Raw genomic sequence first — 25808 nt, forward strand, 5'->3', positions numbered from 1 at the left:
GCCGCCCGGACCGGGCCCGGCGCCTCAGCTCTCGCCGCGCTGCAGGAGGCGTTCGTGGCGCTGGCGGGCGGCCTGGGCCGAGCCCAGCCCGAGGCCGAAGGCGATCTCCTGCCAGGTCATGCCGCGTCCCTTGGACATCTGGAGCAGTCCGGCCTCCAGCTGGTCGAACTCGGCGCGCGCCCAGGGCACCAGGGTCAGGGCGGCGGTGAGGTCGTCCTGGTCCACGGCCGGGGCGCCGGGCTCGGGATGTGCGCCGCCCGCGGCCAGGTCGGCGACGCGCCGCAGGGCGTCCAGGGGCGCCATGGGCATGCGCGCCTCGTCCCAGCGCGTGCGGTGCTCTCCGGTGGCGTGGCGTTCTGTGATGCGCAGCAGCGCCTCGTGGGTGCGCATACGGCGGGCGCTTCGCGGGTCGGGTCGGGTGAAGGCGCTCTCGCGCTGTTCCTCGCTCATGCCTCCAGCATGAAGGCGCAAACCCTCCGTTGTCAACGAATAGTTTTCAACAGTTTGTTCACGTCGGGTTCCGGCTGTCCAGGAACTCCGCGAAGGTCACCTTGCCCACCGCCCGCTCCGGGGCCAGGTGGCCCCCGGCGCGGTAGGCGGCGAAGACGGCGCCCGGCAGGCGTACGGGCACCGTCCGCAGATCCGTCCCCGCCCAGCGCTGGTAGGCCCCGGCCAGGTCGCGGAAGGACTCCACGCGCGGGCCGCCCATGTCCGCCACGCGCCCGGCCGGAGGGTGATCGGCCAGGTGGGCCAGGCGGGAGGCGACCTCCTCGACCGCCACGGGCTGCACGTCCACGTCGGGGACGGGCATGAAGGGCAGGCGGGCCGCGCCCGCGCACAGCCTGAGCACCAGGTCGTGGAACTGGGTGGCGCGCAGCACCGTCCACCCCAGACCGGAGGCCGCCAGCGCGCTCTCCACGGTGTGCTTGGTTTTGTAGTAGCCCAGCGGAACCCGGTCCACGCCGACGATGGAGACGTAGACCAGGTGCGCCACCCCCGCCTCGCGGACCGCGCGGATCAGGTGGGTGGCCGACTCGATGTCGCCGCCCGCGGGCGCGCTGGCGCAGTGCACGACGGTGTCCACGCCCCGGAGCGCGTCGGCCAGCCCGGTGCCCCGGCGCAGGTCCACGGCGAAGGACGCGGGGTCCTCGGGATCGGGGCGGCGGCTCAGGACGCGCACCTGGTGCCCGGACCGGCGCAGGCGTTCCACGACGGGCCGTCCCAGGGTGCCGGTGCCGCCGGTGACGAGGACTGTCTTCATGGGCGCTCCTTCGCTTCCTGGAGGACCCATGCTAGGTCTCGGGAAACCGGGCGCGTCGGTCCCCGGCGGGACGACCCCGGGCGTGTCCGCGGCGGGACGCGCCGCCGACCGCCCTGACCAGGGGGCGGTGGTGTCTTCGGCGCCCGGTGTCCGGTTAGAGTGCTGGCGGCGTCGGCGCAGCGGAGCGGCCGAGCGAGCGGTGAGGGAGTGTGCCCATGTCCGGGATCGCCGGGAGACTGACGGCAGCGGTCGGCGCGGAGCAGGTGGTCACCGACCCAGCCGTCCTGGAGGGCTACTCCCACGACGAGGCCGAGTGGGCTCCCCACGGCGCTCCGGCCGCGCTCGTGCGCCCCCGCCACACCCAGGACGTGGCGGCCGCGGTGGCCGTGTGCGCGGAACTGGGCGTCCCGGTGGTCGGGCGCGGAGCCGGGACGGGGCTGTCGGGTGCGGCCAACGCCGTGGACGGCTGGGTCGTGGTCTCCTTCGAACGGATGAACCGGGTCCTGGAGGTCGACCCCGTACAGCAGACCGCCACCGTGCAGCCGGGCGTGGTCAACAACGACCTGCGCGAGCGGGTCGCCCGGGACGGCCTGTGGTACCCGCCGGACCCGGCCTCCGCGCCCTGGTCGACCATCGGCGGCAACGTGGCCACCAACGCGGGCGGCCTGTGCTGCGTCAAGTACGGGGTCACCCGCGACTACGTGCTGGGCATGGAGGCGGTCGTGGGCTCGGGCGAGGTGGTGCGGCTGGGCCGGACCACCGCCAAGGGCGTGACCGGCTACGACCTGTGCGGGCTCATGGTGGGGTCAGAGGGGACGCTGGGCCTGGTTACCGAGGTGACGTTGCGGATGCGGCCGCTGCGCACCGGCACCGAGCACACCGTGGTGGGCTACTTCGACTCCTTGGTGGAGGCCGGAAGGGCCGTCGCGGCGGTCTCGGCGGCCGGGGTGGTGCCCTCGGCGATGGAGCTGATCGACCGGTTCTGCCTCCAGGCGGTGGACGACTGGAAGAACATGGGGCTGTCCGCCGAGGGCGAGGTGCTGCTGCTGGCGCGCAGCGACCAGCCCGGGGCGGCGGGCGAGGAGGAGGCCGACCGCATCCTGGCGTGCTTCGAGGCCGAGGGCGCGGTCTACGCGGTGCGCTCCACCGACGAGGAGGAGGCCGAGGCCCTGTTCGAGGCCCGCCGCCTGGCCTACCCGGCGCTGGAGCGGCTCGGCCCGCTGCTGACCGAGGACATGTGCCTGCCCAAGGCGAAGGTGCCCCTGATGCTGGAGCGCATCGAGGCGATCGGCAGGCGCTTCGACACCCGCATCGGCAACATCGCGCACGCCGGTGACGGCAACCTGCACCCGCTGTTCATCGTCCCGGCCGGTGACGAGGACGCCAAGAAGCGCGCGCAGGAGGCCTTCGAGGTGATCGTGGACGAGGCGATCGCCCTGGGCGGCACGGTCACCGGCGAGCACGGCGTGGGCCTGCTCAAGATGCGCGGCGCCGCCCGGGAGATGGGTCCGCACGTGCTCGCCATGCACCGGGCCGTCAAGGACGCCCTGGACCCGAGGGGCATCTTCAACCCGGGCAAGGTCTTCGCCGCGTCCTAGCCCACGGGGGCCGGCCCGGGAGCGTGAGAAGGGTGGAACCGGTCGGGGAGCGGGCGGCGTCTCAGAGGGCAGGAACCGCACCGCGCACGAGGAGACCCCCAATGGAGACCACCACCGTCCTGGTTCTGGTGATCGCGGCCCTGGTGGTCGTCGGCGTCATCGGGGCGGCGGTCGCGGGCTCGGCCGCCGAACGCCGCCGCTCCCGCGCCCTGTCCCTGTGGGCCTCGCGGGAGGGGTGGCGCTACGACCGCGAGCGGCCCGAGCTGGTCGACCGCTTCGAGGGCGTCCCCTTCCTGGAACGGCGGTCCAACGCCCGGGCCAGGCACGTGCTGTGCGCCGAACTGCGCGGACGCCGGGTCCTGGCCTACGAGTACGGCTACGCCGCACCCCACCCCCAGCAGCGCCACCGCACCGTCGCGCACGTGTACACCGTGGTGGCGGTGGCCCTGCCCGCGGGCGTGCCGCTGCTCCAGGTGGAGGAGGCCGGCGCCGGTGCGCCCCAGCCCAGGAGCGACGGCGCCCGCGCCTGGACCGCGGGCGAGGCCGCCTTCGACGAGCGGTTCGCCGTGGTGACCGGCGACGAGGCCTTCGCGGCGACCGTCCTGGGGGAACCGGTGCGGGAGTGGCTGCTCTCGCGCGAGGGCGTGTGCCCGTTCCGCCTCGGCGGCCGGTACCTGGTGGCCTGGGAGCGCGAACCGCTGGAGACCGGTCGCGTCAGGGAGCGCGCCGACGCGGCGATCGGCCTGCTGGAGCGGGTTCCGTCCGGTGTCTGGGAGAGCGCGCAGGACACCCTGGGGTAGGCGCTCTTCCGGGACAGGGCGCAGCGGACGGCGTCAGCGGCGGCTCCCCTCACTCCCCGGGCGCGGTACCGGTGAACGCGGCGCGCAGGCGGCGCACCCCCTCGGTGATCTCGGCGGCCCCGGCCGCGCCTCCGTAACTGAGCCGCAGGTGCGGGGCGGTCGGCTCCGCCGGGAAGTAGGCCTGGCCGGCGGCCACCGCCACCCCGGCGCGCAGCGCCGCCGACACGAGCGCGGCCTCGTCGGTCTCACCGGGAAGCCGCAGCCACAGGTGGTAGCCGCCCGCGGGCAGGTGCGGCGCCGCCAGTTCGGGCAGTTCCCGCGCCAGGGCCGCGGCCATGGCCGTGCGGCGCTCGCGCAGGCCCGCCGCGACAGCGCGCAGGTGTCGGCCCCAGGCGGGGGAGCCGACCAGCTCCAGCACGGCCTCCTGGAGGGGGCGCGCCACGAAGAAGCTGTCCACCAGCTGGATCGCGCGCAGGCGCCGCGCCACCGGTCCCCGCGCGGCGATCGCCCCCACGCGCAGACTGGGCGAGGTCGCCTTGGTCAGCGACCGCACGTGCACCACGGTACCGTCGGGGTCCTCGGCCGCCAGCGGGGGCGGCGGGGCGGCGGCGTCGGCGTGCGCCAGGTGCCGGGCGAAATCGTCCTCCACGACGAACGCGCCCGCGGCGCGCGCGATCCGCACCACCTCGCCCCGCCGGGCCGGAGCCAGGACCGTTCCGGTGGGGTTGTGGAAGAGGGGCTGGCACACCAGCACACGGGCGCCGCTGGCGGCGAACGCCTCTTCCAACAGGTCGGTGCGGATCCCCTCGGCGTCCACCGGGACGGGGACGGGCCGCAGGCCCGCGGCGCGCACGATGGCCAGCAGACCGGGATAGGTGGGCGACTCCACCAGCACGGGCGCCCCCGGATGGGCCAGGGCGCGCAGCGCGGTGGTCAGGGCGCTCTGCCCGCCCGCGGTGACCAGCACGTCGGCCGCGCCGACGGAGCCGCCGATCTGACGGGCGAACCAGCCGCGCAGCTCCTCCACTCCTTCCGCGGGCGGGCGTGCCCAGGCTCCCGGGCGCCGTCCCGCGCAGGCCAGTGCGGCGCCCATGGCCTGCTCGGGCTGGAGAGCGGGGTGCGGGTAGCCGCCGTTGAACACGATGACCCCCAGGGCGGGCGGGGTGAGGGTGGCCAGCACCCCGGAGGCGTCCACGGTACGCGGGACCGGCTCGCCGGAGGCCGCCGCCGTCTCGGCGCTCAGCGCGACCTCCTGCCATGAGGTGTCGCCGACCGGGCGCCCGGAGGCGCCTGCGCCCGCCCGGAACGCCCCGGCGCCGGGGCGGGTGACCACCACGCCCTCGGCGACCAGCGCCGCGACGGCCCGCGACACGGTCACCGGGCTCACGCCGTAGCGGTCCACCAGTGCCCGGCTCGACGGCAGCTTCTCCCCAGGAGAGTAGCGGTCGACCTCCCTGCGCAGAGAATCCGTCAGTTCCCGCACACTGCTACGCTGTTTCATGAAGACACAAGATAGCGCTATCGCGACGCGCGGAGTAGCGGTGCTCGGCGCGACACTGTGTGCGGCGCTCGGCGTCCTCGGGTTCTCGTTCACCCTCCCGGCCACCGCATGGGCCCTGGAGGGCTTCGGGCCCTGGAGCGTGGCGGTGGTGCGGTGCGCGCTGGCCGCCGCACTGGCGGGCTGCTGCCTCGCGGCGGTCCGCGCCCCGCTGCCCGACCGCGTCCACCGGCGGGGCATCGCCGTGGTCGCGCTGGGCTGCGTGGTGGCGTTCCCGCTGTTCAGCACGCTCGCGCTCCAGGCCTCCTCGACCTCCCACGCCGCGGTCGTGGTCGGGCTGCTGCCGCTCACCACCGCCGTGTTCGCCCTGCGCCGCAGTCCGGTGCGTCCCTCGCGCCGGTTCTGGACGGCCGCGGTGTGCGGCGCCGCGGCCGTCGTCGCGTTCGCGCTGGTGCGCAGCGGCGGAACACCGGGCCCGGCCGACCTGTACCTGTTGGCGGCCCTGGTGCTGTGCGCCGCGGGCTACGCCGAGGGCGGTCGGCTGGCCGCGCACATGCCGGGCTGGCAGGTCATCGCCTGGGCGCTGGTCGCCGCCGCGCCGCTGACCGTGCCCGCCGCGCTGTGGGCTCTGGCCGCCGAGCCGGTGGACGCCGCGCCGCGCGCACTCGCGGGTATGGCCTACCTCGCCGCGGTGTCGCAGTTCGGCGCGTTCGTGGTCTGGTACCGGGGGATGGGCGCGATGGGCGTCGCCCGGGCCAGCCAACTCCAGCTCGCCCAGCCGCTGTTGACCCTGGTGTGGGCGGTGCTGCTGGTGGGGGAGCCGCTGACCCCGGCCGCGCCCGCCGCGGCCGTCGTCGTCCTCGTGTGCGTCGCCGTCACCCAGAGGTCGCGCGGTTGAGCCCTCGAACGTGGCGCGCGCCTCCCCAACGGGCGTTTCCCGCACCCGGCGGGGCGGAGGAGTGCCCCCGGGACGCGGGTCTCAGCCCAGGTGTGCGGTGTCGTTGAAGGCCAGCACCGACGCCGGACGGCCCGGAGAGTAGCGCAGCACGGTCAGCGCGGCGTTGGCCGGGGCCAGTGTCGTCCAGCGCCACGCGGGGGCGTCGAGCGCGACGCACACGATCCATCCGACCAGGTAGGCGTGGGTGATGACCGCTTCGTGCCGTTCGTGCTCCCCCTCCACCGGGCCGGTGAAGCGCTCCAGCGCACGGCGGGCCAGCGCGGGCCCGGGTAGGCGCTCGTGCTCGGGAAGGGAGGCGACGAAGCCGAGCACGCCGTCGGCGTGCTCTTGCGGCAGTTCCGCGCGCAGGGGCAGGTGGGGGGCGTAGTCACCCGCCTCAGGTACCCGCACGGGAGTGGCGCCCAACTCTCTGGCGGCCAGTCGCGCGGTCTGGGTGGTGCGTGCGAGGGGACCGTGGTGGAGCCTGTCCACCCCGGCGTGGCGCAGGCGTCGGCCGAGTGCGGCGGCCTGGTGGCGGCCCTTCTCGGTCAGCGAACCGTTCTCGTGTTCGGCCTCGGCGTGCCGGGCCAGGTAGAGGTGGCGGGTCGCGGGCACAGCGGTCTCCTCCTACGGGGGCTTCGGCTGTTCGACTCCGCGCGGCCGGGTCCGGTTCGCGCGGTTGAGCCCTCGAACGTGGCGCGCGCCTCCCCGGCGGGTGGTGTGAGAGGAGGGCCTGTGCGGGTAGGGGCGCCAACGCGGCACGGAGGGTGCCGGAAAGAGTCCAGCTCTGAGGGGGCAGCCATGGCCGACAAGCTCAACGGCCGTCGGGTCGCGATTCTGGCCGCGGACGGGGTCGAGCAGGTCGAACTCGTCACACCGCGCAAGGCGCTGAACGAGGAGGGCGCCACCGTCGACCTGGTCTCGCTCAAGTCCGGGCGGATCCAGGCGATGAACGGCGACATCGAACCGGCGGACACCTTCGACGTGGACCGCGTGGTGTCCGAGGTCGGGGTGGACGACTACGACGCCCTGGTGGTCCCCGGCGGGACCGTCAACCCGGACAACCTGCGCTCGGACGAGAACGCGGTGGGGTTCGTGCGCGACTTCGTGGCCGCGGGCAAGCCCGTGGCCGCCATCTGCCACGGGCCGTGGATCCTGGTGGAGGCCGACGTGGTGCGGGGGCGCACCGTGACCTCCTACCCCAGCCTGCGCACCGACATCCGCAACGCGGGCGGGACCGTGGTGGAGGAGGAGGTGGTCACCGACCAGGGGATCACCACCAGCCGCAACCCCGACGACCTGCCCGCCTTCTGCGAGCGCATCGTCCGCGAGTTCGCCGCGAAGTAGGCGGCCTCCCGCGAGGGCGCGGGAACGAGGATGGGGCGGTGGGAGCCGATCGGCTCCCACCGCCCCATCCTCGTTCGGGCGCGGCTACCCCTCCTCGGGCTTCTCGGGGTGGCGGCGCAGGTGGACGATGGCCGCGATGAGCCCGCCCCACAGCAGGATCATGGCGACGGCCATCATGACGATCGCGCTGGTGGTCATCAGCGTTCCCCTTCCTTGGTCGTGGCGTCCTCGGTGTCGGCGTCCTGGCGGGCCAGGGCGTCGGCGCGCTTCCAGGGGAAGAGCGAGACGACGATCCCGAAGACGATCGCCCCGATGGCCAGGCCCCATCCGGCGGCCAGCAGGAACCCGGTCGAGTAGCCCGCGTAGTTCTCGGTCAGCTCCGTGCGCAGACTGTCCCACATCATGAAGCCGAGCAGGATCGGGGTGACCACGCCCAGGACGACCTTCCACCACAGACCCAGCCGGATCGAGGAGATCGCGTTGGTGTGCTCCTGGAACATCGGCAGCCTGCGCGCGATCCAGCCGAAGACCACGATCATGACGAGACCGGCCAGTGCGATGCCGTACTGGTTGATGAAGTGGTCGAACACGTCGAGGAAGTGCAGCCCCTCGGGCGTGGGGAAGAGCAGGATCGAGGCCAGCGCGGTGGCGCCGCCCACCAGCAGCACGGTCTGGACGCGGCCCAGGCCGGTGCGGTCCTGCACCGCGGAGATGATCACCTGGACGATGCTGATCAGCGAGGTCAGGCCCGCGATCACCAGGGAGCCGAAGAAGAGCACCCCGAACAGCGCGCCGCCGATGGGCAGGGTCGAGATGATCTGGGGGAAGGCGACGAAGGCCAGGCCGATGCCGTTGGCGGCGACGTCCTCGACCCCGGTGCCCGCGGCGGTGGCCATGAAGCCCAGGGCGGCGAACACGCCGATGCCCGCGAGCAGCTCGAAGGAGCTGTTGGCGAAGCCCGCCACCATCGCCGAGCCGGTCAGGTCGGCCTTGCGGCGCAGGTAGGAGGCGTAGGTGACCATGATGGCGAAGCCCACGGACAGGGAGAAGAAGATCTGCCCGTAGGCGGCGATCCAGACGCTGCCGTCGAGCATGGCGCTCCAGTCGGGCGTGAACAGGGCGTTCAGACCGGTCGCGGCCCCCTCCAGGGTGAGCGCCTGCACGACCAGGATCAGGAACAGCACCAACAGCAGCGGGATGAAGACCTTGTTGGCCTTCTCGATGCCGTTGCGCACGCCCATCGCCAGGATGAGCAGCACCACGACCCACACGCCCACGAGCGGCCAGGCCACACCCGCCACGTAGCCCGAGACCATGCCGGGCCCCTCGCTCATCTGGAGGAAGTCCTCGAAGAAGAACGCGTTGGGGTCGTCGCCCCACTGCTGCCCGATGGAGAACCACGCGAACCGGGCGGCCCAGGCCACGATCACGGCGTAGTAGACCGCGATGACGAAGCAGATGGCCACCTGCCACCAGCCGATGGCCTCGGCGGGTCGTGTGATGCGCCGGTAGGACAGCGGCGCGGAGGAGCGGTAGCGGTGCCCGATGCTGTACTCCAGGATCAGCAGCGGGATACCGGCGGTGAGCAGGGCGATGAGGTAGGGCAGCATGAAGGCGCCGCCGCCGTTCTCGTAGGCGATGTAGGGGAATCGCCAGATGTTGCCCAGACCGATGGCGGAGCCGATCGCCGCCATCAGGAAGCCCGCGCGCGATCCCCACTGCTCGCGAGTCTGTTGGACCATGTTCAGGTCTCCTAAATCATCCCGTAGTTCGCGATCCGCACCGTAGCAGGAGTTGGCCTGGTCAGCATCGTGGGACGGGAAGCCTGGGCAGGGTGTCGCCCCACGATGCTCCCTTCGTTTCCTTTTGTCCAGACTCGCACGGGGAACGGAAACGACAAGGGGTGCTTATCGGAAACCTTCAGCCGCCCTTGCCCGCGCGCGTGGCGGCGACCGCCGGGGCGGGGGCGGCTCTCAGGGAACCGGCCGGTCCGCGACGGACGCAGGCCCGGGTCCACAAGGGCGCGGCCGGAGTCTGCCGGGCCGTGGCACGCGGACGCGCCCCACCCCGGCAGACCCCGGCCGACCGTCGCGGGGGACTACGCGCCGCGGTGGCGCGGGCGTGCGCGCAGGCGCGCGTTGGGCAGCTCCGGAGCCGGGAGGGCCGCGTCGTCGTCGGCCGCGACCGCGGCGAAGCGCCGCCCGTCCGCGTCGACGGCGCCGTCCCGGTCGTTCTCCCAGGCGCGGCGGGCCCGCACGATCTCGTCGTGGTCGCGGCCGACGAAGTTCCACCACATGACCAGGTCCTCGGTGAAGGGTTCGCCGCCGATCACCAGCACGTGCGCGGTCTCCTCGGCCCGCAGTTCCACCTCCGTGCGCCCCTCGCCCGCGTAGAGCAGCGCACCGGCCTCGACGTCGTGGCCGAGGACCCGCACGGGCGCGTCCAGGGGCAGGACGCCGTGTTCGAAGGAGGCGTCCAGGGGCAGGCGCACCCGGGCCCCGGGCTCGAGCACGACCTCGGCGCCCATGAGCGGGGTGTGCACGCGGGCGGGGGAGCGGCGGCCGTCCACCTCTCCGGCGATCACCGTGACCCTGGCCCCCGGCGCGTCCGTGCCGGGCAGGTCGAAGGCGGGCAGGTCGGCGTGGTGTTCGAAGCGGGCCGGTCCCTCGCGGTCGTCCTCGGGCAGGGCGATCCACAGCTGGGCGCCGTGCAGCAGCGGCGGGGCGTCGGCGGGGGAGCGCTCGGAGTGGGCGATGCCGTGTCCGGCGGTCATGAGGTTGAGCTGGCCGGGGCGGACCAGCTGGTCCGAGCCCAGGCCGTCCAGGTGGTGGACCGAGCCCCGGACCAGCCAGCTCACGGTCTGAAGGCCGATGTGGGGGTGCGGCGGCACCTGCATGCCGGGGCCGTCGGCGACGCCGGTGGGCCCGTAGACGTCGGCGAAGCACCACGCGCCGACCATGCGGCGGTTCTTCCCGGGCAGGGCGCGGCGGACCAGCATGGCGCGCGGGCCGCCGAGCGGGACCTCGCGCGGTTCGAGGAGTTCGGTGTCGCCGGACGCGGCGGTGCCGGCGGGGTCGACCTCTCCGCCGCAGACGCGCTCTTCGGCGGGATGGGTGTCCAGATTGCTCACCCTGCCGAAGGTAGCCGAGACGGGCCGGTCCTGGCATATCCGCGGAGGTCGCAGGCCGCAACGGCGCGGCCCGGTGTTGGCGGATGCCGCGTCGGGGTAGAAACAGGGGAGTGCGCAGGCGGTGGACCGCTGTCGGCGGGAGAAGCGCCCGCGGAAGCGTACACCAGCTACCGGGAGGCACACCGTGGCCGTCGCCGAACGCTACGACCAGATCGCGGAGAACCACGGAGAAGTGGAACGCGTGGTCAGTACGTACCGCAGCCTCGTCGAGACCCCGTCGTTCCTGAGGGCGCTCGGCCCCGTCCAGGGGAGTTCCGTCCTGGACTTCGGGTGCGGGACGGGCGCCTACACCCGGCTCCTGAGACGCCGGGGCGCGCACCCCGTCGTGGGCGTGGACATCTCCCCCGGCATGGTCGAGGCCGCGCGGCGGATCGAGGAACGCCAGCCCCTGGGCCTGAGGTACGAGGTCCACGACATCGCCGACATGCCCGTCCTGGGCACCTTCGACACGGTTGTGGCGGTCGCCGTCCTGCACTACGCGCGCGACCGGCGCATGCTCGACCGCATGGTGCTGCGGGCGAGGGAGAACCTGGCCCCCGGCGGGCGGCTGCTGGCCTATGTCGGCAACCCCCGGCTCCCCTCCGGAACGGCGCAGATGAACGGGTTCGTCGTCGACATGCCCGAGCGCCCCGTCGACGGAGCCCCCTGTCCGGTCACCATCCCCACGGCCCCGCCCACGGTCCTGCCGGCCCGTTACTGGAGCTGCGAGGCCGTCGAGGACTCGCTGCGGGGCGCGGGGTTCTCCCAGGTGCGCTGGGAGCCCGTCGAGGGCATCCCCCCGGGTGCGGGGGAGCCGCTCAACCTCCTGATCAGCGCGCGCGTCCCCGCCTAGGGCGACCGGCGGCCCGGGCACGGGCGGACGCGGAGGACGGTTCGCGCACGTGTTCGGCCCGGAACGGCGGAGGCCGGGCGTGCCCGGGGCCTTCCGGGCGGTCTGGCGGGGACGGGTATCGAAGCGCTTCGCGTCGTGGCAGGTCCGGGGGCCCTCTGGTGCACGGGGGTGTTTTTGCCGTAGGCTGGAAAGCGCTTTCACACGGAAAGGTGGTAACAACCCATGGGTGATCACGTGCTGGGTGTCGCCATGAACGGCGTCACCGGACGCATGGGGTACAGGCAGCACCTGACCCGGTCTGTCCTGGCCATCCGGGAGGCGGGCGGCGTACGCCTGCCCGACGGCTCCCGGATCATTCCCGAGCCCGTCCTGGTCGGACGCTCCGAGCACAAGCTGCGCGAGATCGCCGAACGCCACGGAATCGAGCGCTGGTCCACCGACCTGGACGGTGTGCTCTCCGACGACGACATCACGGTCTACTTCGACTCGCAGATCACACACGCCCGCGAGGCGGCCGTGCGCGCCGCCATCGCCGCGGGCAAGCACGTCTACGTCGAGAAGCCCACCGCCAGCACGCTCAGCGCCGCCCTGGAGCTGGCCAAACTGGCCCGCGACGCGGGCGTGCGCAACGGCGTGGTCCAGGACAAGCTCTTCCTGCCCGGCCTGCTCAAACTGCGCAGGCTGGTCGAGAGCGGCTTCTTCGGCCGCATCCTGTCGGTGCGCGGCGAGTTCGGCTACTGGGTCTTCGAGGGCGACTGGCAGCCCGCCCAGCGCCCCAGCTGGAACTACCGCGCCGAGGAGGGCGGCGGCATGGTGCTGGACATGTTCCCGCACTGGCACTACATCCTGGAGCACCTGTTCGGCCCGGTGCGCGCGGTCACCGCCAAGGTGGCCACCCACATCCCGCGCCGTTGGGACGAGGAGGGCCGGCCCTACGAGGCCACGGCCGACGACTCCGCCTACGGCATCTTCGAACTGGACGGCGGCGTCATCGCCCAGATCAACTCCTCCTGGAACGTGCGCGTGGCCCGCGACGAACTCGTGGAGTTCCAGGTCGACGGCACCCACGGCAGCGCCGTGGCGGGGCTGCGCTCCTGCCGTGCCCAGCACCGCTCGGCCACGCCCAAGGCGGTCTGGAACCCCGACCTGGAGGACCTGGGGCGCTACCGCGAGCAGTGGGAGCCCGTGCCCGACAACACCGAGTTCCCCAACGGGTTCCGCTCCCAGTGGGAGGACTTCCTGCGCCACGTGGTCCTGGACACCCCCTTCCCGCACGACCTGCTCTCGGGCGCGCGCGGCCTCCAGATGGCCGAGGCCGGGCTCCAGTCGGCGCGCACCGGACGCACGATCGAACTGGACGAGGTCACCCTCGCATGAGCACACTCCTGCTACCCGCCGCCGACGGCACCGCCGCCCCCTACACCCTGAGCGGCACCCCCGTCGACGCCTCCCCGCTTCCCCCCGCCCGCTCACGCACGGCCTACGCCGCGGCCCACGTGGTCGCCGACCCCCTGGCGGCCAACGCCCCCGGCGCCCCGGCCCGCCTGGACTGGGAGGCCACCCTGGCCTTCCGCCACCACCTGTGGGACCAGGGCTTGGGCGTGGCCGACGCCATGGACACCGCCCAGCGCGGCATGGGCCTGGACTGGGCGGCCACCGCCGAGCTGATCCGCAGGTCGGGTGCGGAGGCCGCCGCGCGCGGCGCCGCCCTGGCCTGCGGGGTGGGCACCGACCAGCTCGACCTTTCGCAGGCCGATCTGGAAAGCGTTATCACCGCGTACGGTGAGCAGCTCGACGTCGTCCAGGGCGCCGGAGCCACCCCCATCCTCATGGCCTCGCGTGCCCTGGCCGCGGTCGCCTCGGGCCCCGACGACTACGCCAAGGTCTACGCCGACCTGCTGGGCCGGGCCGACCAGCCCGTCATCCTGCACTGGCTGGGCACCGCCTTCGACCCGGCCCTGGCCGGGTACTGGGGCTTCGCCGACCCGGCCGAGGCGATCGAGCCGGTGGCGGCCCTGATCGCCGAGCACGCGGCGAAGGTGGACGGCATCAAGGTCTCCCTGCTCGACGCCTCGCTGGAGGTGCGGCTGCGGCGGCTGCTGCCCGAGGGCGTGCGCCTCTACACCGGCGACGACTTCAACTACCCCGACCTCGTCCTGGGCGACGAGCAGGGCCACTCCGACGCCCTGCTGGGCGTCTTCGCGGCCATCGCCCCGGCCGCCGCCCGCGCGCTGGCCGCCCTGGACGAGGGCGACACCGAGCGGTACCGGGCCCTGATGGACCCCACGGTCCCGCTGGCCCGGCACCTGTTCGCCGAGCCCACCTTCTACTACAAGACCGGCGTGGCCTTCCTGGCCTGGCTCAACGGCCACCAGAAGGGCTTCCACATGGTGGGCGGGCTGCACAGCGCCCGCGACCTGCCCCACCTGGCCCAGGCGGTGCGCCTGGCCGACGCCGCCGGGGCCCTGACCGACCCGGACCTGGCCGCGGCACGCATGCGGGCACTCCTCCAGGTGTCAGGAGTCGACCAGTGAACACGGTTCCCGAGGGCGCCGAGGCGACCCCCGCGCGGACGGCCGCGCCCGCGGCCACCGTCGCGGCGGTCGTGCCCGGCGCGGTGGACGTGCCCGGCGCGGTGGACGTGCCCTCCGGGCAGCCCGCCGCGGTGCCCACCCCCGAACCGGGCGACCCGCGCCTGGCACGGCTCTCGCTCAACCAGGCCACCGTCAAGTACTGGAACCTGACCCAGGCCGTGGACGGCTGCCTGCGCGCCGGGCTGCCCGCCATCGGGACCTGGCGCGAACCGGTCGCCGATATGGGCCTGGCCAAGGCGGCCGCCCTGCTGCGCCGTTCCGGGCTGCGCGTGTCCTCGCACTGCCGCGGCGGATTCCTCACCGGCCCGGACCGGGCCGCGGCGCTGGAGGACAACCGGCGCGCCGTGGACGAGGCCGCCGAACTCGGTGCGCCCTGCCTGGTCATGGTCGTGGGCGGAATGCCCGACGGCGAGCGCGACCTGGTCGGGATCCGCGAGCGGGTGGCGGACGGTATCGCCGAGCTGGCGCCCTACGCCCTGGAGCGGGGGGTGCGGCTCGCGCTGGAGCCCCTGCACCCGATGTTCTGCGCCGACCGCGCCGTGCTCTCCACACTGGGCCAGGCCCTGGACCTGGCCGAACGCTTCGACGCGGCCGCCGTCGGCGTGGTGGTGGACGCCTACCACGTGTGGTGGGACCCCCAGGTGTGGGAGCAGATCGCCCGCGCCGGGGCGGGCGGGCGCATCGCCTCCTTCCAGGCCTGCGACTGGGAGCTGCCCATCCCCGCCGACGCCCTGCTGGGGCGCGGCATGGTCGGCGACGGCCACGCCGACGTGCGCGCCCTGCGCCGCGCGGTGGACGCGGCCGGTTACGACGGCGACATCGAGGTGGAGATCTTCAACGAGCGGATCTGGTCGGCCGACGGCGACGACGTCATCGCCACCCTGACCCGACGCCACGTCCAGCACGTCCTGTGAGGCCCCCGGGGGCGCACGCGCGCCCCCGGTCCCCCCGAGCTCAAGGAGCGAACATGAACTTCGACGGAATCCTCTTCTTCCCCCTGACCCCCTTCGACTCCGAAGGCGAAGTGAACGAGGACGTGCTGACCGAGCACGTCGCCTCGGGCGTGGAGCACGGCGCGGGCGGGGTGTTCGCGGCCTGCGGCACCGGTGAGGTGCACGCCCTGTCGGCCGCCGAGCACGCCGCGGTGGTGCGGCGGTCGGTGGAGGCCACCGCGGGCCGCGTGCCGGTGGTGGCCGGTGCGGGCGGCAGCGTGGGCACCGCCATCGAGCAGGCCCGCGCGGCCCGCGAACTGGGCGCGGACGCGATCCTGCTGCTGCCGCCCTACCTGGTGGGCGCACCGCAGTCGGGGCTGGTGGACTACGTGCGCACCGTGGTCGCGGCCTCCGACATCCCGGTGGTGGTCTACCAGCGCGGATCGATGGTCTTCACCCCCCAGAGCGCGGCGGAGCTGGCCGCGATCCCGCAGGTGGTGGGGATCAAGGACGGGGTGGGCGACCTGGGCCGGATGCACCAGATCGTGATGGCGGTGCGCGACCTGCGCGGCGAGGAGTTCACCTTCTTCAACGGCCTGCCCACGGCGGAGCTGACCGTGGCGGCCTACCGGTCGGTGGGCGTGCCGCTGTACTCCTCGGCGGCGTTCGCGTTCGTGCCCGAGGTGGCCGACGCCTTCTACCGCGCCTTCCACTCCGGTGACGCGCTGGCCGACACCCTGATGCGCGAGTTCTTCGAGCCGCTGGTGCGGCTGCGCGACCGGACGCCGGGGTACGCGGTGTCGCTGGTCAAGGCGGGCGCGCGGCTGCGCGGGGTGGACGTGGGCGGGGTGCGCGCGCCGTTCAGCGACCCCACCGCCGCGGAGGAGGCCGAGCTGGCCGAGCTGATCGAGACCGGCCTGTCCCTGGTCAAGGAGGGCTGAACGTGCGCGTCACCGAGGTCGGCGCCCGGGCCTTCCGGCTGCCGCTGCACCGGTCCTGGGACGGGGGCGTGGACCGCAACGACGTCGTGGTGGTGCGGGTGGCCACCGACTCCGGGCTGGTCGGCACGGGGTTCGCGTGGACCCCGCTGATCGGGGCCCGGGCGGTGGCCGCGCTGGTCAACGACGACCTGCGGCCCGCGCTGGTGGGCGCCGAGGCCCATCCGGCCCGGTGGGACGAACTGCGCTGGCACCTGCGCGAGGCGGGCACCAGCGGGCTCACCCTGATGGCGCTGGCGGGGGTGGACATCGCCCTGTGGGACCTGCGCGCCCGCGCGGCCGAGTCGAGCCTGGTGGACCTGGTGGGTCGGCGCCGCGAGTCGGCGCCGGCCTACGGCAGCGGGGTCAACCTGGACTACTCCCTGCCCGACCTGGTGGAACAGGTGCGCGGCTGGGTGGAGGCCGGGCACGTCGCCGCCAAGATCAAGGTCGGCTCGCCCGACCCGGCCCGGGACGCCGAGCGGGTGGGCGCGGTGCGCGGGGTGCTGGGCCCGGACCGGCTGCTGATGGTGGACGCCAACCAGCGCTGGGACGTGCCCGGGGCGGTCCGGGCGCTGGACGCGCTGGAGGAGTTCGGCCCGCACTTCGTGGAGGAGCCCCTCCCGGCCGAGGACCTGGAGGCGCACGCCCGCCTGCGCGAGCGCACGCGGGTGCCCTTCGCCGTGGGCGAGAACCTGCGCACGGTCGCCGAGTTCGAGCGGGCCGTGGAGCTGGGGGTGTGCGACGTCGCCCAGCCCAACGTGGTGCGGGTGGGCGGCATCACCCCGTTCCTGCGGATCGCGGAGTCGATGGCGCGCCGCGGCGTGCCGGTGGCTCCGCACCTGTTGCCCGAGCTGTCGGGGCAGCTGGCGCTGTGCCTGCCCCGGGTGGCCATGGTCGAGGACATCGACCGGGCCTCCTTCGCCGCGCTGGGAGCGTTGGCCCGCCCCAGCGGGGTGGAGTTCGACCGGGGCCGGGTGCGCGCCGACACCGGCCGCGGCCACGGCCTGGTGTTCGCCGACACGCTCACACCGGTCGCGGACGCTTCCCCCTAGCACCGGGTCGCGACCGGAAAGGGGCCGGGACGCCCCGTGGCGGTGGCGTCCCGGCCCTCGTCGTGCGTTGGCGGGGTCGTTCAGGGGGTGCGGGGCCCGGACATGGCCTCGGAGCCGGGACGGAGGGGGCTCGCCGCCTCCCGGTGCACGGGGCCGCTCATGCGTCAGATGTGTAGCGTTCCCTCATCTCCGGCCCGGCGGCAGGTCCCGCGGTGAAGACGTAGGCGTCCGCGTCGTCCAGGCGCCGCCCGGTCGCCGCGTCGACCACGATCGGTTCGACCTCCTCGCGGCTCTCCGCGTCCACGAGGATCATGCGGCGCTCCTCGGGAGGCAGCCGGGAGTTCCCCCAGGCGGCCAGGGTGACGACGACCGGACGCAGCGAGCGGCCCAGTTCGGTGAGCACGTACTCGTGGCGGACGGGTCTGTTCTGGTAGGGCCGCCGCTCCAGGAAGCCGTCCGCGACCAGCCTCCTGAGCCGTCCGGTGAGCATGCTGGACGAGATGCCGAGGTTCCGCTGGAACTCGTCGAAGCGCGTGTAGCCGTCGAAGGCGTCGTGCAGCAGCAGGAGCGTCCACCAGTCGCCGACGTACTCGATCGCCGTGGACAGTGGGCACTCGCGGTCCTCCTGGCGTATCCGACCGGTCACGGCACTCTCCTTCAGGGTCACTGCTAATATCGAAGCTAGTAACTTCTTTTTTAGAAGTTTCTTTGGGGTGGGCACTCCCATGGCCACACCCGGGACGACGCGGCCACCAAGCCGCTCATTCCCGCGATTCGGAGGATCTCATGACCAACACCCGCGCCGTCGACCTCGATCATCTCCCCGAGACCGTCACGGCCTACCTGGCCGCGCACAACGCGCACGACACGACGACTGCGGCGTCCTTCTTCACCACCGACGCCACCGTCGTCGACGACGGGCGCACCCACAAGGGCACCGAAGCCATCACCCGCTGGGCGGAGGAAACCGGGAACGCGTTCACCTACACGGCCGCGCCGGTCCGCGCCGAGACCGTCGGCGCGGACCGATACACCGTCGTCCAGCACTTGGAGGGGGACTTCCCCGGAGGTCAGATCGACCTGTGCCACCACTTCACCCTCAGGGAGGGGCGCATCGCGGGGCTGGTGATCGAGCCGTGAGCACCGACACCTGGTTCGTCACGGGAGGCACTCCGGGAGGGTTCGGTATGGCCTATGCCGAGGCCGTGCTCGCACGGGGAGGCCGGGTCGCCCTGACCGTGCGCCGTCCCGAAGAACTCGACGCCTGGGCGGAGGAGCACGGCGGCGACGCGCTCGTCCTACCGCTCGACGTCACCGAACCGGACGGTGTGCGCGCCGCCGTGGCCGCCGCGGAGGAACACTTCGGCGGCATCGACGTCCTGGTCAACAACGCGGGACGCGGCTGGTACGGATCAGTCGAGGGGATGGACGAGGCCGCCGTGCGGCACACCTTCGAGGTCAACTTCTTCTCCGTCCTGCATGTCACCCGTGCCGTCCTGCCGGGCATGCGCTCCAGGGGCGGTGGGTGGGTCGTCAACATGTCCTCGGTCGCGGGGCTGGTCGGAACACCCGGATTCGGCTTCTACACGGCGGCCAAGTTTGCCTTGGAGGGGATGACGGAGGTCCTCCGCCACGAGACGGAGCCCTTCGGTATCCGGGTGATGGCCGTCGAGCCCGGGGCCTTCCGCACCCGGGCCTACGCCGGATTCACCAACGAGCCCGTCCGGGAACCGCTGACCGCCCACCTGCCCATGCTGGAGGAGGTGCGGGCCGCCATGGTCTCCCGGGACGGCGTCCAGCCGGGCGACCCGGCGCGCGGGGTGCGGGCCGTCCTCGCCGCCATGGAGAGGAACGAACCGCCGCACCGCCTGGTCCTGGGTGCGGCGGGCTACGAGGCGGTCGCCGCGCGCTGGGAGGAATCCCTGGCCGCGCTCCGCGCCGACGAGGCCCTCTCCAGGGGAGCCGACTTCCCGCCGGGAGGATGACCGTGCCGCCGGGCAGCCGCCGATCTCACGCCCGGAGGCACCGGAACATGACTTGGCCGTGAGCGCGGGTCCTCGTTCCGGCGCCAGCCGAACGACCGGGCCGAGGAGCCGGTCGGGGTCCGGGACGCCCCATGGCGGTGGCGTCCCGGACCTGTCATGAGCAGGAGTACTCAGGGGGACCGGGTGCGCGTACCGATGCGGGCGGGGCGGCCCGGTCCTAGGTTCGGGGCATGACCTCCCTCCTGGTGGGCCACGCCGCGGCGGCCCTGCACTTCGGTTTCCTCGCCTTCGTCGTGTTCGGCGGTGCGCTGGCCTGGCGCTGGCCCCGCGTGTTCTGGATGCACCTGGCGGTGGCCGCCTACGCCTTGGGCATCGTCATCGTCGACTGGCCGTGCTTCCTGACCGAGATCGAGAACTGGTCGCGGGCGCGCACCGGGCGGGCGGTGATGGAGAACGGCTTCATCGACTTCTACCTGACCGGGAACCTCTATCCGCCCGAGCACCTGCTCACCTCGCGCCTGGTCATGGCCGGAATCGTGGCGCTGACCTGGTCGGTCGCCGGGTGGCTGGTCCTGCGCCGCCGCGCGGTGTGGCGAGTCGGGGTGTGAGCGGTCGGCGCCCGCGGCGTCATCGACCGGGCGGCGGCCCGAACGGCGCGGGGCGGGGCACGGCGGTGATCCCCGGGAGCGGGTCCGACGGGAGCGTTTGACCTTGACGCCGCGTCAACCCCTAGCGTCCGTGGGCATGACGATCACCGTTCCCGACACCCTCTCCTCCATGCGGCGCGTCCTGCGGGCCCCGGCCGCCGACCGCCCCGACCTGCTGCGCTCGATGCTCGAACCCGTCCGGGGCATGTACCGCTACTTCCCCGGTGAGGTGGACCCGGCCGACATGCACCGGCGGTCGTTCGGGTTCCCCCTGGACCGCGACGAACAGCGCTGCCTCGACGCGCTGGAGACGCTGGCGGCCGCCGGGGCCTGGGAGCGCCTGCGGCGCGCGCTCGACGAGGCGCTGTCCGCGCTGCTGGCGGCGACCCCGGATCTGGAGGTCCCCGACATCACCGTGCTGTTCGTGCTCGGGGACCCCGGCGACGACCACTTCACCGGTCCCTGTCTCGGCGTGTCCGGCAACGGCGGGCTGTCGGGCTACATCGTGATCACCCTGTGGCCCTTCCCCGAGAACGTGGCGCGGCTGGAGGCCACCGCCGTGCACGAACTCCACCACAACCTGCGCTACGGGCCCGGCGGGGTGGTGTGGGACCCGGCGACCGTGACGGTCGGCGAGCACGTGGTCTCCGAGGGGCTGGCCGACGCGTTCGCCCGCGAACTGTACGGAGACGAACTCGGCCGCACCCGCATCGGTGTGCCGCCCCTACGTGACGACGCGGTCTTCGACAAGGTGGTGTCCGGGCTCGGCGTGACCGGCATGGAGAACTTCACGGCCTGGGTGCACGGCGACGCCAGCGCGCGGCGCTTCGGCGCCGCCCCGGTGGGGCTGCCGACCGGGGCGGGGTACGCCGTCGGCAACAGGCTGGCGGACGCCTACCTGGCCGCGACGGGCCGGAGCGCGGCGCAGGCCCTGCGGGACGGAAGCCCACGGGTCGTCGTCACCGCGCTCGGGCGCGAGGGATGACCGCCGGTCCGTGGTCAGGCCAGTCCGGCGTCGTGGGCCAGCAGCGCGATCTGGGTGCGGTTGTCCATGTCGAGCTTGGCCAGGACGTTGGAGACGTGGGCCTTGACCGTGGCCACGCTCATGTACAGCTGCCCGGCGATCTCCGCGTTCGTGCGGCCCAGTGCCACGGCCATGGCCACCTCGTGCTCGCGCGGGCTGAGCCGGGCCAGCGCCGTGCGGGCCCGCTCGTGGGATCCGGCCTGGACGGCGGTGCGGTCCATCAGGCGCCGGGTGACGCTCGCGGACAGGATGGGCTCGCCCTCGGCCACCCGCAGGACCGCGTCCACGATCCGCGCGGGCGGGGTGTCCTTGAGCAGGAAGCCGCTGGCCCCGGCGCGCAGCGCGTAGAGGATGTTCTCGTCGGTGTCGAAGGGGGTCAGCACCACGACCTCGGGCGGGGGCGTGCGGGCCCGCAACCTGCGGGTGGCGGTGATGCCGTCCACCCGGGGCATGCGCAGGTCCATCAGGACCACGTCGGGACGGTGGACGTCGGCCGCGGCCAGCACCTCGTCCCCGTCGCGGGCCTCGCCGACCACGCGGATGCCGTGGACCCCGTCGAGCATCATGGTCAGCCCGCCGCGCACGAGGGCGTCGTCGTCGACGATCAGGACACGCGGCGCAGGGTTCATGGCGGCCATGGTAGCCAGGCGCGCAGGTGGAAGCCCCGGGGTGTGCGCTCGTGGTCCAGCCGCCCCCCGGCCAGGCGCACCCGCTCGGTCAGGCCGACCAGCCCGGTCCCGCTGCCCGGCACCGGCGGGAACCCCTCCCCGTACGGTGCGGCCCCGGCGGGCCCGGGGACGGGGTTGAGCAGGTCGATCACCAGGCCCTCGCCGGGCCGGCCCTCCACGCGCACCCGCACCGGCTGGCCGGAGGCGTGCTTGCGGGCGTTGGTCAGGCCCTCCTGGACCAGGCGGTAGGCGGTGCGGCCGGTGGAGGCGGGCAGGAGGTCGGGGTCGGCCACCGCGTCGCGCAGCTCCACGCGCTCCCCGGCCCCACGCGCCTCCTCCACCAGGCGGGGGACGTCGGACAGGACCGGCTGCGGGCGCCCGCCCGCCTCGGGCTCCTCCTCGCGCAGCACGCCGATCACCTCGCGCAGCTCCTCCAGGGCCTGGTGGACCCCGGTGCGCACCACCCCGGCGGCGCGGGCGAGCTGCTCGGGCGGGGCGTCGGGCCGGTACTCCAGGGCCCCGGCGTAGGTGGCCAGCAGGGACAGCCGGTGGGCGAGCACGTCGTGCATCTCGCGGGCGATGCGGGTGCGCTCCAGCATCCGCGCCTCGGCCACCCGGCGGCCCTGTTCGGTCTCGGCCCGGCGGGCGCGCTCGCGCAGCGACATCACCAGCGCGCGGCGGGCCCGGGCCAGGGCGCCCCAGCCCACCAGAGCGCCGGTGGCGATGGTGATCAGGGCCAGCCACCAGGCGTAGGAGATCTGGGTGCTGGGCTGGAACAGCCCCTGGGCCGCGTGCGCGGCGACGGCGGCCGCGGCGACCACGAGGGCCAGCGGCAGGGGGCGCCGGTGGGCGACCTGGAGCACGCCCAGCGCCGCCGCCGGGGTGGCGGCGGGGGAGAGGACGGCCAGGACGGAGGCGCCCAGCGCACCGGTGACCGGCCACCGCAGCAGGACGGGGGAGAGCACGCAGACCACGAGGCCGACGGCCAGGTCCAGTTCCCGTGTCCAGGGTTCGGTGTGGCCCTCCCAGCGGGCCCAGACCGCCGCCGCGACCTGGAGGCAGACCAGGACGACCACGGCGGTCAGGGCCCGCGGCGAGCCGCGGCGCGCGGGCCGGGTTTCGTCGTCGATCGGGCTCGGCACCAGGTCAGCGTAGCTCCGGGCGTCCCCGCCCCGACACCGACCAAAGTCGGATACGGCCCCGTCCGCGGTCGGCCCCGTCCGCGCCCCGGGACCGATGCGGCGGCGGTGCCGTGCCGGGGAGTGTGGGGACCGCGCCGCACCACACGACGACGTTGGGAAAGACCATGGCCACCAAGGAAACCGCCGCCCGAACCGCCTCCGCCGTTCCTCGGCGGATGCTCACCGCGGCCGCCGCCGTGCTCGCCCCGCTGGCCCTGTGGGGCCTGGCCGTGCCGCTGATGGGCGTGGACCTGACCGCCTTCCCGGGCGGGCGGGCCCGCCCGGTGGGGCCGGGGGCCGTGGCCTTCGCGGGGATGCTCAGCGCCGCTGCGGCCTGGGGGCTGCTCGCGGTGCTGGAGCGCACGGCGCGGCGGCCCCGGCGGGCGTGGACGGTCACCGCCTGCGTGGTGCTCGTGCTCTCCCTGGCCGGACCCCTCACCAGCGGCGCCGCACCGGTGGTGGTGCTGGTGCTGGAGGGGATGCACGTCCTGGTCGGGGCGGTGCTGATCCCGGGCCTGGGCGGTTCTGCCCGCGCCTGAGGCGGGACCCCCGCCGGATGCGGCGGGCCGGGCCCTGGGCGGGGAGTGCCGGTCAGTGCGCCCGCAGGCCGGTGACGAGGGTGTCCACGAAGACGCCGCGGTCCCCGGGCGGGCCGAGGCGCACGGCGTGCTCGATACCGCAGACCAGGCGTTCGACCTGGGTCGTCGAGAGGTCCGGGCGTACGGCACCGGATGCCTGGGCCCTGGCGAGCACGTCGCCGAGGCTTGCGAGGACCGCGGCCTTGAGGGTCGCGACCTCCTCGCTGACGTCCTCGTTGGCGAGCAGGACCGCCTGGAGGCCGCCCGCCTCCAGGTGCAGGTCCACGACGGCGCGCAGGGCCGTCTCGAAGCCGTGCCCGGGGTCGGGGTCGGCGGAGGCCCGGCGGGCGACCGCGTTCAGCCGGTCCAGGGCCTCGACGGTGAGTTCCTCCACGAGGGCGTGGGCCGTGGCGAAGTGGCGGTAGACGGTCCCGACGCCCACCCCGGCCTCGCGGGCGACGTCGTTGAGACGGAGGTCCTTGGGATCGCTGCGCCGGGCGGCCTCCAGGATGCGCTCGCGGCTGCGGGCCGCGTCGGCGCGGAGTGCGTTCATGAGCACACTCTACCCGAAAGCGGATGCGCTATCCGCTTGGTGCTACCGTAAGCGGATAACTTATCCGATTGAAGGGGGGTGTCATGGCGTGGAATCCCGACGCGCTGCCCGACCAGGGCGGACGCACCGTGGTGGTGACGGGGGCGACCTCGGGCATCGGTTACTTCGTCGCCGAACGGCTCGCCGGAGCCGGGGCGCACGTGGTGCTCGCCGGACGGTCGGCCCAACGGCTTGAGATCGCCGAGAACGCCATCCGCGGGCAGGTGCCGTCGGCGTCTTCGAGCCGACTGGTCCTGGACCTGGCCTCAGGGGACTCCGTGGCCGAGGCCGCCGCCAGCCTGGCCGAACGGGAGCGCGTCGACGGGCTGATCCTCAACGGCGGTTCGATGTCGCTGCGGGCGTCGGACAGGACCTTCGACGGTCTGCCGACGCTGCTGGCGACCCATGTGGTGGCCAACGTGGGACTGATAGCCGGGGTGCTGCCGACGATGGTCCGCACCGGGGAACGGTACGGCGGAACGGCGAGGATCGTGCACACCTCGACCGGGTTCGTGGACCTGTTGCGCAGGAGCGTCGAGGATGCACGGCGCGGCTCGCGGATCGGTGTGGTCGCTTACAGCAGGGCGAAGGCGGCGACGGAGATGTTCGCGTTCGAACTCGACCGCCGTCTGCGTGCCGCGGGGCTGCCGGTCGCATCGCTGGTCTCGCGTCCGGGCATCGGTGTGGACGCCAAGACGCCCCGTCGGCCGGGGGTCCGGGACGAGACCGTGCCGGTGCGGCGCAACCCCTACACGCCCTGGGCGCAGGGCAAGGACACCGCCGCCTGGTCGGCGCTTCGCGCCCTCACCGATCCGGGAGCGGAGGGAGGAGAGCTGTACGCGCCGGAGAACGGTGTCAGGGGACAGGCCGTCCGGGTCGCCCCGCCCTCCTTGACGGCCTCGCCTCCGAGGAAGGCCATGGAGTCGGTGTGGCGCCAACTGGAGGAACTGGCGGGCGTCGAACTGCCGATTCCCGAGGACGCCTCCCGCGCCTGAGCCCCGCCCACCCGCCGTTCCCCCGGTTCGGCACCGGTCGGAACGCCACGAGCCGCCGGGCCGCTGACCAGGGCGGCTCAGCGGGTGGGCGGCGCGGTGCTCTCGCGCTCGACGACCTCGCCGCGCACGGTGACCACGCGGGGCTGGTCGCTGGGCTCGCCGTCCAGGGCGAGCACCGCGGCGCGTTCGCCCATCTCCTCCAGCGGCAGGCGCACCGTGGTCAGGGCGGGGGTGAGGTCGCGCAGGGTGGGGATGTCGTCGAACCCGGCCACCGACAGGTCGGTGGGCACCCGCAGTCCCAGGTCGCGCAGCGCGGCCATAGCCCCCGTGGCCATGACGTCGTTGACGGCGAACAGGCAGGTGGCGTCGGTGCCCACCGCCATCAGGCGGCGGGTGGACTCGTAGCCGCCGTCACGGGTGAAGGCGCCGTGCACCACGTTGTGGTGGGCCAGCTCCAGCCCCGCGCCCGAGAGCGCGGAGTGGAACCCGTCCAGGCGTTCGCGTGCGGTCTGGAGGTCGGTGGGCCCGGCCAGGATGGCGAACTCGCGGTGCCCCTGGGCGATGAGGCGGCGGGCCAGGTCGGAGGCCCCGGTGTGGTTGTCGGGGGTGACCGTGTCCGCGGGCAGGCCCTCCTGGGACACGCACGCCACCCGCCCGCCCTGGCGGCGGAACATGCGGATCTCCTCGGACAGGCGCCGGTTGCTCTCCTCGTCGGTGGAGCGCGAGCCGACCAGCACCACCGCGCGGGCCCGGTGCGCGCGCAGCGTGGCCAGGATGCGGCCCTCCTTCTGCGCGGAGCGGCTGGTGGTGCCCAGCACCAGGACCAGCCCCTGTTCCTCGGTGTGGCGGGTGACCCCCGCGGCGATCGAGGAGAAGTAGGGGTCGGAGATGTCGTGGACGAGCAGGCCGACCAGGGCGCTGCTGTTGCGGGCCAGGGTCTGGGCCGAGGCGTTGGCCAGGTAGCCGAGTTCGCGCGCGCTGGCGGTCACCTTGTCGCGCAGGCGCTGGCTGACCTGGCGTGTACTGCCGTTGATCACCCTGGACGCCGTGGCCAGGGACACCCCGGCGTGCTCGGCGACCTGTTCCAGTGTCACGTAACCGGACTCCACGCCGCTCC

Annotated in this window: 28 protein-coding genes; 16 read left to right on the forward strand and 12 right to left on the reverse strand. The window is 73.9% G+C overall.

Annotated features, from left to right (window positions below; genetic code table 11):
• Positions 1-24: 24 nt before the first annotated feature.
• Together ACSTA4_RS14665 and ACSTA4_RS14670 are read right to left on the reverse strand one after the other, a co-directional pair.
• Positions 25-450 carry a DNA-binding protein gene (locus tag ACSTA4_RS14665; RefSeq protein WP_274977930.1) on the reverse strand — a complete coding sequence of 142 codons (426 nt, stop codon included), beginning with the start codon at positions 448-450 and terminating at the stop codon, positions 25-27.
• Between the two features lie 58 nt (positions 451-508).
• On the reverse strand, positions 509-1261 hold the full coding sequence (locus ACSTA4_RS14670; RefSeq protein ID WP_444964014.1) for an SDR family oxidoreductase: 753 nt from the start codon (positions 1259-1261) through the stop codon (positions 509-511).
• Positions 1262-1476: 215 nt separating this feature from the next.
• On the opposite strand from ACSTA4_RS14670, the gene ACSTA4_RS14675 reads away from it, so the two are divergent.
• Positions 1477-2859, forward strand: coding sequence for an FAD-binding oxidoreductase (locus ACSTA4_RS14675; protein WP_248773093.1), 1383 nt, complete (start codon positions 1477-1479; stop codon positions 2857-2859).
• Between the two features lie 101 nt (positions 2860-2960).
• Positions 2961-3659, forward strand: a complete 699-nt coding sequence (locus tag ACSTA4_RS14680; protein ID WP_444964015.1) for a hypothetical protein — start codon at positions 2961-2963, stop codon at positions 3657-3659.
• A gap of 49 nt (positions 3660-3708) precedes the next feature.
• Here ACSTA4_RS14680 and ACSTA4_RS14685 read toward each other — a convergent pair whose 3' ends face one another.
• A complete protein-coding gene (locus ACSTA4_RS14685; protein ID WP_444964016.1) occupies positions 3709-5160 on the reverse strand; it encodes an aminotransferase-like domain-containing protein in 1452 nt (483 codons plus the stop codon).
• Between the two features lie 40 nt (positions 5161-5200).
• Here ACSTA4_RS14685 and ACSTA4_RS14690 point away from each other — a divergent pair, with 40 nt between their 5' ends.
• Positions 5201-6055, forward strand: a complete 855-nt coding sequence (locus tag ACSTA4_RS14690) for a DMT family transporter (protein ID WP_444964017.1) — start codon at positions 5201-5203, stop codon at positions 6053-6055.
• 81 nt (positions 6056-6136) lie between these two features.
• On the opposite strand, the gene ACSTA4_RS14695 is transcribed toward ACSTA4_RS14690, so the two are convergent.
• A complete protein-coding gene (locus tag ACSTA4_RS14695; RefSeq protein ID WP_444964018.1) occupies positions 6137-6709 on the reverse strand; it encodes a histidine phosphatase family protein in 573 nt (190 codons plus the stop codon).
• 186 nt (positions 6710-6895) lie between these two features.
• Between ACSTA4_RS14695 and ACSTA4_RS14700 the strand changes: the two genes are divergently transcribed.
• Complete coding sequence (locus ACSTA4_RS14700; protein ID WP_444964019.1) at positions 6896-7441, forward strand: type 1 glutamine amidotransferase domain-containing protein; 546 nt, start codon at positions 6896-6898, stop codon at positions 7439-7441.
• 84 nt (positions 7442-7525) lie between these two features.
• Here ACSTA4_RS14700 and ACSTA4_RS14705 read toward each other — a convergent pair whose 3' ends face one another.
• From ACSTA4_RS14705 to ACSTA4_RS14715, 3 genes are all read right to left on the reverse strand, one after another.
• Positions 7526-7639, reverse strand: a complete 114-nt coding sequence (locus tag ACSTA4_RS14705) for a methionine/alanine import family NSS transporter small subunit (RefSeq protein ID WP_212639894.1) — start codon at positions 7637-7639, stop codon at positions 7526-7528.
• Positions 7639-9183 carry a sodium-dependent transporter gene (locus ACSTA4_RS14710; protein ID WP_444964020.1) on the reverse strand — a complete coding sequence of 515 codons (1545 nt, stop codon included), beginning with the start codon at positions 9181-9183 and terminating at the stop codon, positions 7639-7641. Before ACSTA4_RS14710 ends, ACSTA4_RS14705 begins: the two co-directional genes overlap by 1 nt.
• A gap of 356 nt (positions 9184-9539) precedes the next feature.
• Positions 9540-10571, reverse strand: coding sequence for a pirin family protein (locus ACSTA4_RS14715; protein ID WP_444964021.1), 1032 nt, complete (start codon positions 10569-10571; stop codon positions 9540-9542).
• Between the two features lie 184 nt (positions 10572-10755).
• Between ACSTA4_RS14715 and ACSTA4_RS14720 the strand changes: the two genes are divergently transcribed.
• From ACSTA4_RS14720 to ACSTA4_RS14745, 6 genes are all read left to right on the forward strand, one after another.
• Complete coding sequence (locus tag ACSTA4_RS14720; RefSeq protein WP_444964022.1) at positions 10756-11463, forward strand: class I SAM-dependent methyltransferase; 708 nt, start codon at positions 10756-10758, stop codon at positions 11461-11463.
• 222 nt (positions 11464-11685) lie between these two features.
• Positions 11686-12840 (forward strand): Gfo/Idh/MocA family protein, encoded by a 1155-nt coding sequence (locus ACSTA4_RS14725; protein ID WP_444964023.1) that lies wholly within the window; start codon positions 11686-11688, stop codon positions 12838-12840.
• Positions 12837-13997, forward strand: a complete 1161-nt coding sequence (locus ACSTA4_RS14730; RefSeq protein WP_444964024.1) for a dihydrodipicolinate synthase family protein — start codon at positions 12837-12839, stop codon at positions 13995-13997. Before ACSTA4_RS14725 ends, ACSTA4_RS14730 begins: the two co-directional genes overlap by 4 nt.
• Entirely contained in the window at positions 13994-14971 is a 978-nt protein-coding gene (locus tag ACSTA4_RS14735) for a sugar phosphate isomerase/epimerase family protein (protein ID WP_444964025.1), read from the forward strand. The genes ACSTA4_RS14730 and ACSTA4_RS14735 overlap by 4 nt, the downstream gene beginning before the upstream one ends.
• A 53-nt stretch (positions 14972-15024) precedes the next feature.
• Positions 15025-15930, forward strand: a complete 906-nt coding sequence (locus ACSTA4_RS14740) for a 5-dehydro-4-deoxyglucarate dehydratase (RefSeq protein ID WP_444964026.1) — start codon at positions 15025-15027, stop codon at positions 15928-15930.
• A gap of 2 nt (positions 15931-15932) precedes the next feature.
• Entirely contained in the window at positions 15933-17021 is a 1089-nt protein-coding gene (locus ACSTA4_RS14745) for a mandelate racemase/muconate lactonizing enzyme family protein (RefSeq protein WP_248770386.1), read from the forward strand.
• A 157-nt stretch (positions 17022-17178) separates the two neighbouring features.
• Here the strand turns inward: ACSTA4_RS14745 and ACSTA4_RS14750 are convergent, their stop codons facing one another.
• Positions 17179-17667, reverse strand: coding sequence for a winged helix-turn-helix transcriptional regulator (locus ACSTA4_RS14750; RefSeq protein WP_444964027.1), 489 nt, complete (start codon positions 17665-17667; stop codon positions 17179-17181).
• Between the two features lie 140 nt (positions 17668-17807).
• Here ACSTA4_RS14750 and ACSTA4_RS14755 point away from each other — a divergent pair, with 140 nt between their 5' ends.
• From ACSTA4_RS14755 to ACSTA4_RS14770, 4 genes are all read left to right on the forward strand, one after another.
• Positions 17808-18161, forward strand: coding sequence for a nuclear transport factor 2 family protein (locus ACSTA4_RS14755; RefSeq protein ID WP_444964028.1), 354 nt, complete (start codon positions 17808-17810; stop codon positions 18159-18161).
• On the forward strand, positions 18158-19006 hold the full coding sequence (locus tag ACSTA4_RS14760) for an SDR family NAD(P)-dependent oxidoreductase (RefSeq protein WP_444964029.1): 849 nt from the start codon (positions 18158-18160) through the stop codon (positions 19004-19006). Before ACSTA4_RS14755 ends, ACSTA4_RS14760 begins: the two co-directional genes overlap by 4 nt.
• Positions 19007-19236: 230 nt before the next feature.
• Entirely contained in the window at positions 19237-19614 is a 378-nt protein-coding gene (locus tag ACSTA4_RS14765; RefSeq protein ID WP_444964030.1) for a DUF2784 domain-containing protein, read from the forward strand.
• Positions 19615-19750: 136 nt separating this feature from the next.
• Positions 19751-20638 carry a DUF2268 domain-containing protein gene (locus tag ACSTA4_RS14770; protein WP_444964031.1) on the forward strand — a complete coding sequence of 296 codons (888 nt, stop codon included), beginning with the start codon at positions 19751-19753 and terminating at the stop codon, positions 20636-20638.
• Positions 20639-20652: 14 nt separating this feature from the next.
• Here ACSTA4_RS14770 and ACSTA4_RS14775 read toward each other — a convergent pair whose 3' ends face one another.
• Both ACSTA4_RS14775 and ACSTA4_RS14780 read right to left on the reverse strand, forming a co-directional pair.
• Entirely contained in the window at positions 20653-21315 is a 663-nt protein-coding gene (locus ACSTA4_RS14775) for a response regulator (RefSeq protein ID WP_444964032.1), read from the reverse strand.
• Positions 21303-22487 carry a sensor histidine kinase gene (locus tag ACSTA4_RS14780; RefSeq protein ID WP_444964033.1) on the reverse strand — a complete coding sequence of 395 codons (1185 nt, stop codon included), beginning with the start codon at positions 22485-22487 and terminating at the stop codon, positions 21303-21305. Before ACSTA4_RS14780 ends, ACSTA4_RS14775 begins: the two co-directional genes overlap by 13 nt.
• Positions 22488-22651: 164 nt before the next feature.
• On the opposite strand from ACSTA4_RS14780, the gene ACSTA4_RS14785 reads away from it, so the two are divergent.
• Positions 22652-23065 (forward strand): DUF6069 family protein, encoded by a 414-nt coding sequence (locus tag ACSTA4_RS14785; protein ID WP_444964034.1) that lies wholly within the window; start codon positions 22652-22654, stop codon positions 23063-23065.
• A gap of 52 nt (positions 23066-23117) precedes the next feature.
• Here the strand turns inward: ACSTA4_RS14785 and ACSTA4_RS14790 are convergent, their stop codons facing one another.
• The gene (locus ACSTA4_RS14790) at positions 23118-23657 is read right to left on the reverse strand and encodes a TetR/AcrR family transcriptional regulator (RefSeq protein WP_248770390.1); all 540 of its coding nucleotides are present in this window, start codon (positions 23655-23657) and stop codon (positions 23118-23120) included.
• Positions 23658-23740: 83 nt separating this feature from the next.
• Here ACSTA4_RS14790 and ACSTA4_RS14795 point away from each other — a divergent pair, with 83 nt between their 5' ends.
• Positions 23741-24691, forward strand: a complete 951-nt coding sequence (locus ACSTA4_RS14795) for an SDR family NAD(P)-dependent oxidoreductase (RefSeq protein WP_444964035.1) — start codon at positions 23741-23743, stop codon at positions 24689-24691.
• 77 nt (positions 24692-24768) lie between these two features.
• Here ACSTA4_RS14795 and ACSTA4_RS14800 read toward each other — a convergent pair whose 3' ends face one another.
• The gene (locus tag ACSTA4_RS14800) at positions 24769-25800 is read right to left on the reverse strand and encodes a LacI family DNA-binding transcriptional regulator (RefSeq protein WP_212639875.1); all 1032 of its coding nucleotides are present in this window, start codon (positions 25798-25800) and stop codon (positions 24769-24771) included.
• Positions 25801-25808: the final 8 nt, after the last annotated feature.

Source organism: Nocardiopsis sp. M1B1 (assembly GCF_052466615.1).

Bases quoted from the DNA above. Each gene is read 5' to 3' on its own strand.
- ACSTA4_RS14790 (WP_248770390.1), bottom strand. From the start codon at position 23,657: ATGAACGCACTCCGCGCCGACGCGGCCCGCAGCCGCGAGCGCATCCTG.
- ACSTA4_RS14725 (WP_444964023.1), top strand. From the start codon at position 11,686: ATGGGTGATCACGTGCTGGGTGTCGCCATGAACGGCGTCACCGGACGC.
- ACSTA4_RS14785 (WP_444964034.1), top strand. From the start codon at position 22,652: ATGGCCACCAAGGAAACCGCCGCCCGAACCGCCTCCGCCGTTCCTCGG.
- ACSTA4_RS14665 (WP_274977930.1), bottom strand. From the start codon at position 450: ATGAGCGAGGAACAGCGCGAGAGCGCCTTCACCCGACCCGACCCGCGA.
- ACSTA4_RS14795 (WP_444964035.1), top strand. From the start codon at position 23,741: ATGGCGTGGAATCCCGACGCGCTGCCCGACCAGGGCGGACGCACCGTG.
- ACSTA4_RS14765 (WP_444964030.1), top strand. From the start codon at position 19,237: ATGACCTCCCTCCTGGTGGGCCACGCCGCGGCGGCCCTGCACTTCGGT.
- ACSTA4_RS14675 (WP_248773093.1), top strand. From the start codon at position 1,477: ATGTCCGGGATCGCCGGGAGACTGACGGCAGCGGTCGGCGCGGAGCAG.
- ACSTA4_RS14770 (WP_444964031.1), top strand. From the start codon at position 19,751: ATGACGATCACCGTTCCCGACACCCTCTCCTCCATGCGGCGCGTCCTG.
- ACSTA4_RS14680 (WP_444964015.1), top strand. From the start codon at position 2,961: ATGGAGACCACCACCGTCCTGGTTCTGGTGATCGCGGCCCTGGTGGTC.
- ACSTA4_RS14705 (WP_212639894.1), bottom strand. From the start codon at position 7,639: ATGACCACCAGCGCGATCGTCATGATGGCCGTCGCCATGATCCTGCTG.
- ACSTA4_RS14755 (WP_444964028.1), top strand. From the start codon at position 17,808: ATGACCAACACCCGCGCCGTCGACCTCGATCATCTCCCCGAGACCGTC.
- ACSTA4_RS14740 (WP_444964026.1), top strand. From the start codon at position 15,025: ATGAACTTCGACGGAATCCTCTTCTTCCCCCTGACCCCCTTCGACTCC.
- ACSTA4_RS14685 (WP_444964016.1), bottom strand. From the start codon at position 5,160: ATGAAACAGCGTAGCAGTGTGCGGGAACTGACGGATTCTCTGCGCAGG.
- ACSTA4_RS14700 (WP_444964019.1), top strand. From the start codon at position 6,896: ATGGCCGACAAGCTCAACGGCCGTCGGGTCGCGATTCTGGCCGCGGAC.
- ACSTA4_RS14670 (WP_444964014.1), bottom strand. From the start codon at position 1,261: ATGAAGACAGTCCTCGTCACCGGCGGCACCGGCACCCTGGGACGGCCC.
- ACSTA4_RS14710 (WP_444964020.1), bottom strand. From the start codon at position 9,183: ATGGTCCAACAGACTCGCGAGCAGTGGGGATCGCGCGCGGGCTTCCTG.
- ACSTA4_RS14775 (WP_444964032.1), bottom strand. From the start codon at position 21,315: ATGGCCGCCATGAACCCTGCGCCGCGTGTCCTGATCGTCGACGACGAC.
- ACSTA4_RS14730 (WP_444964024.1), top strand. From the start codon at position 12,837: ATGAGCACACTCCTGCTACCCGCCGCCGACGGCACCGCCGCCCCCTAC.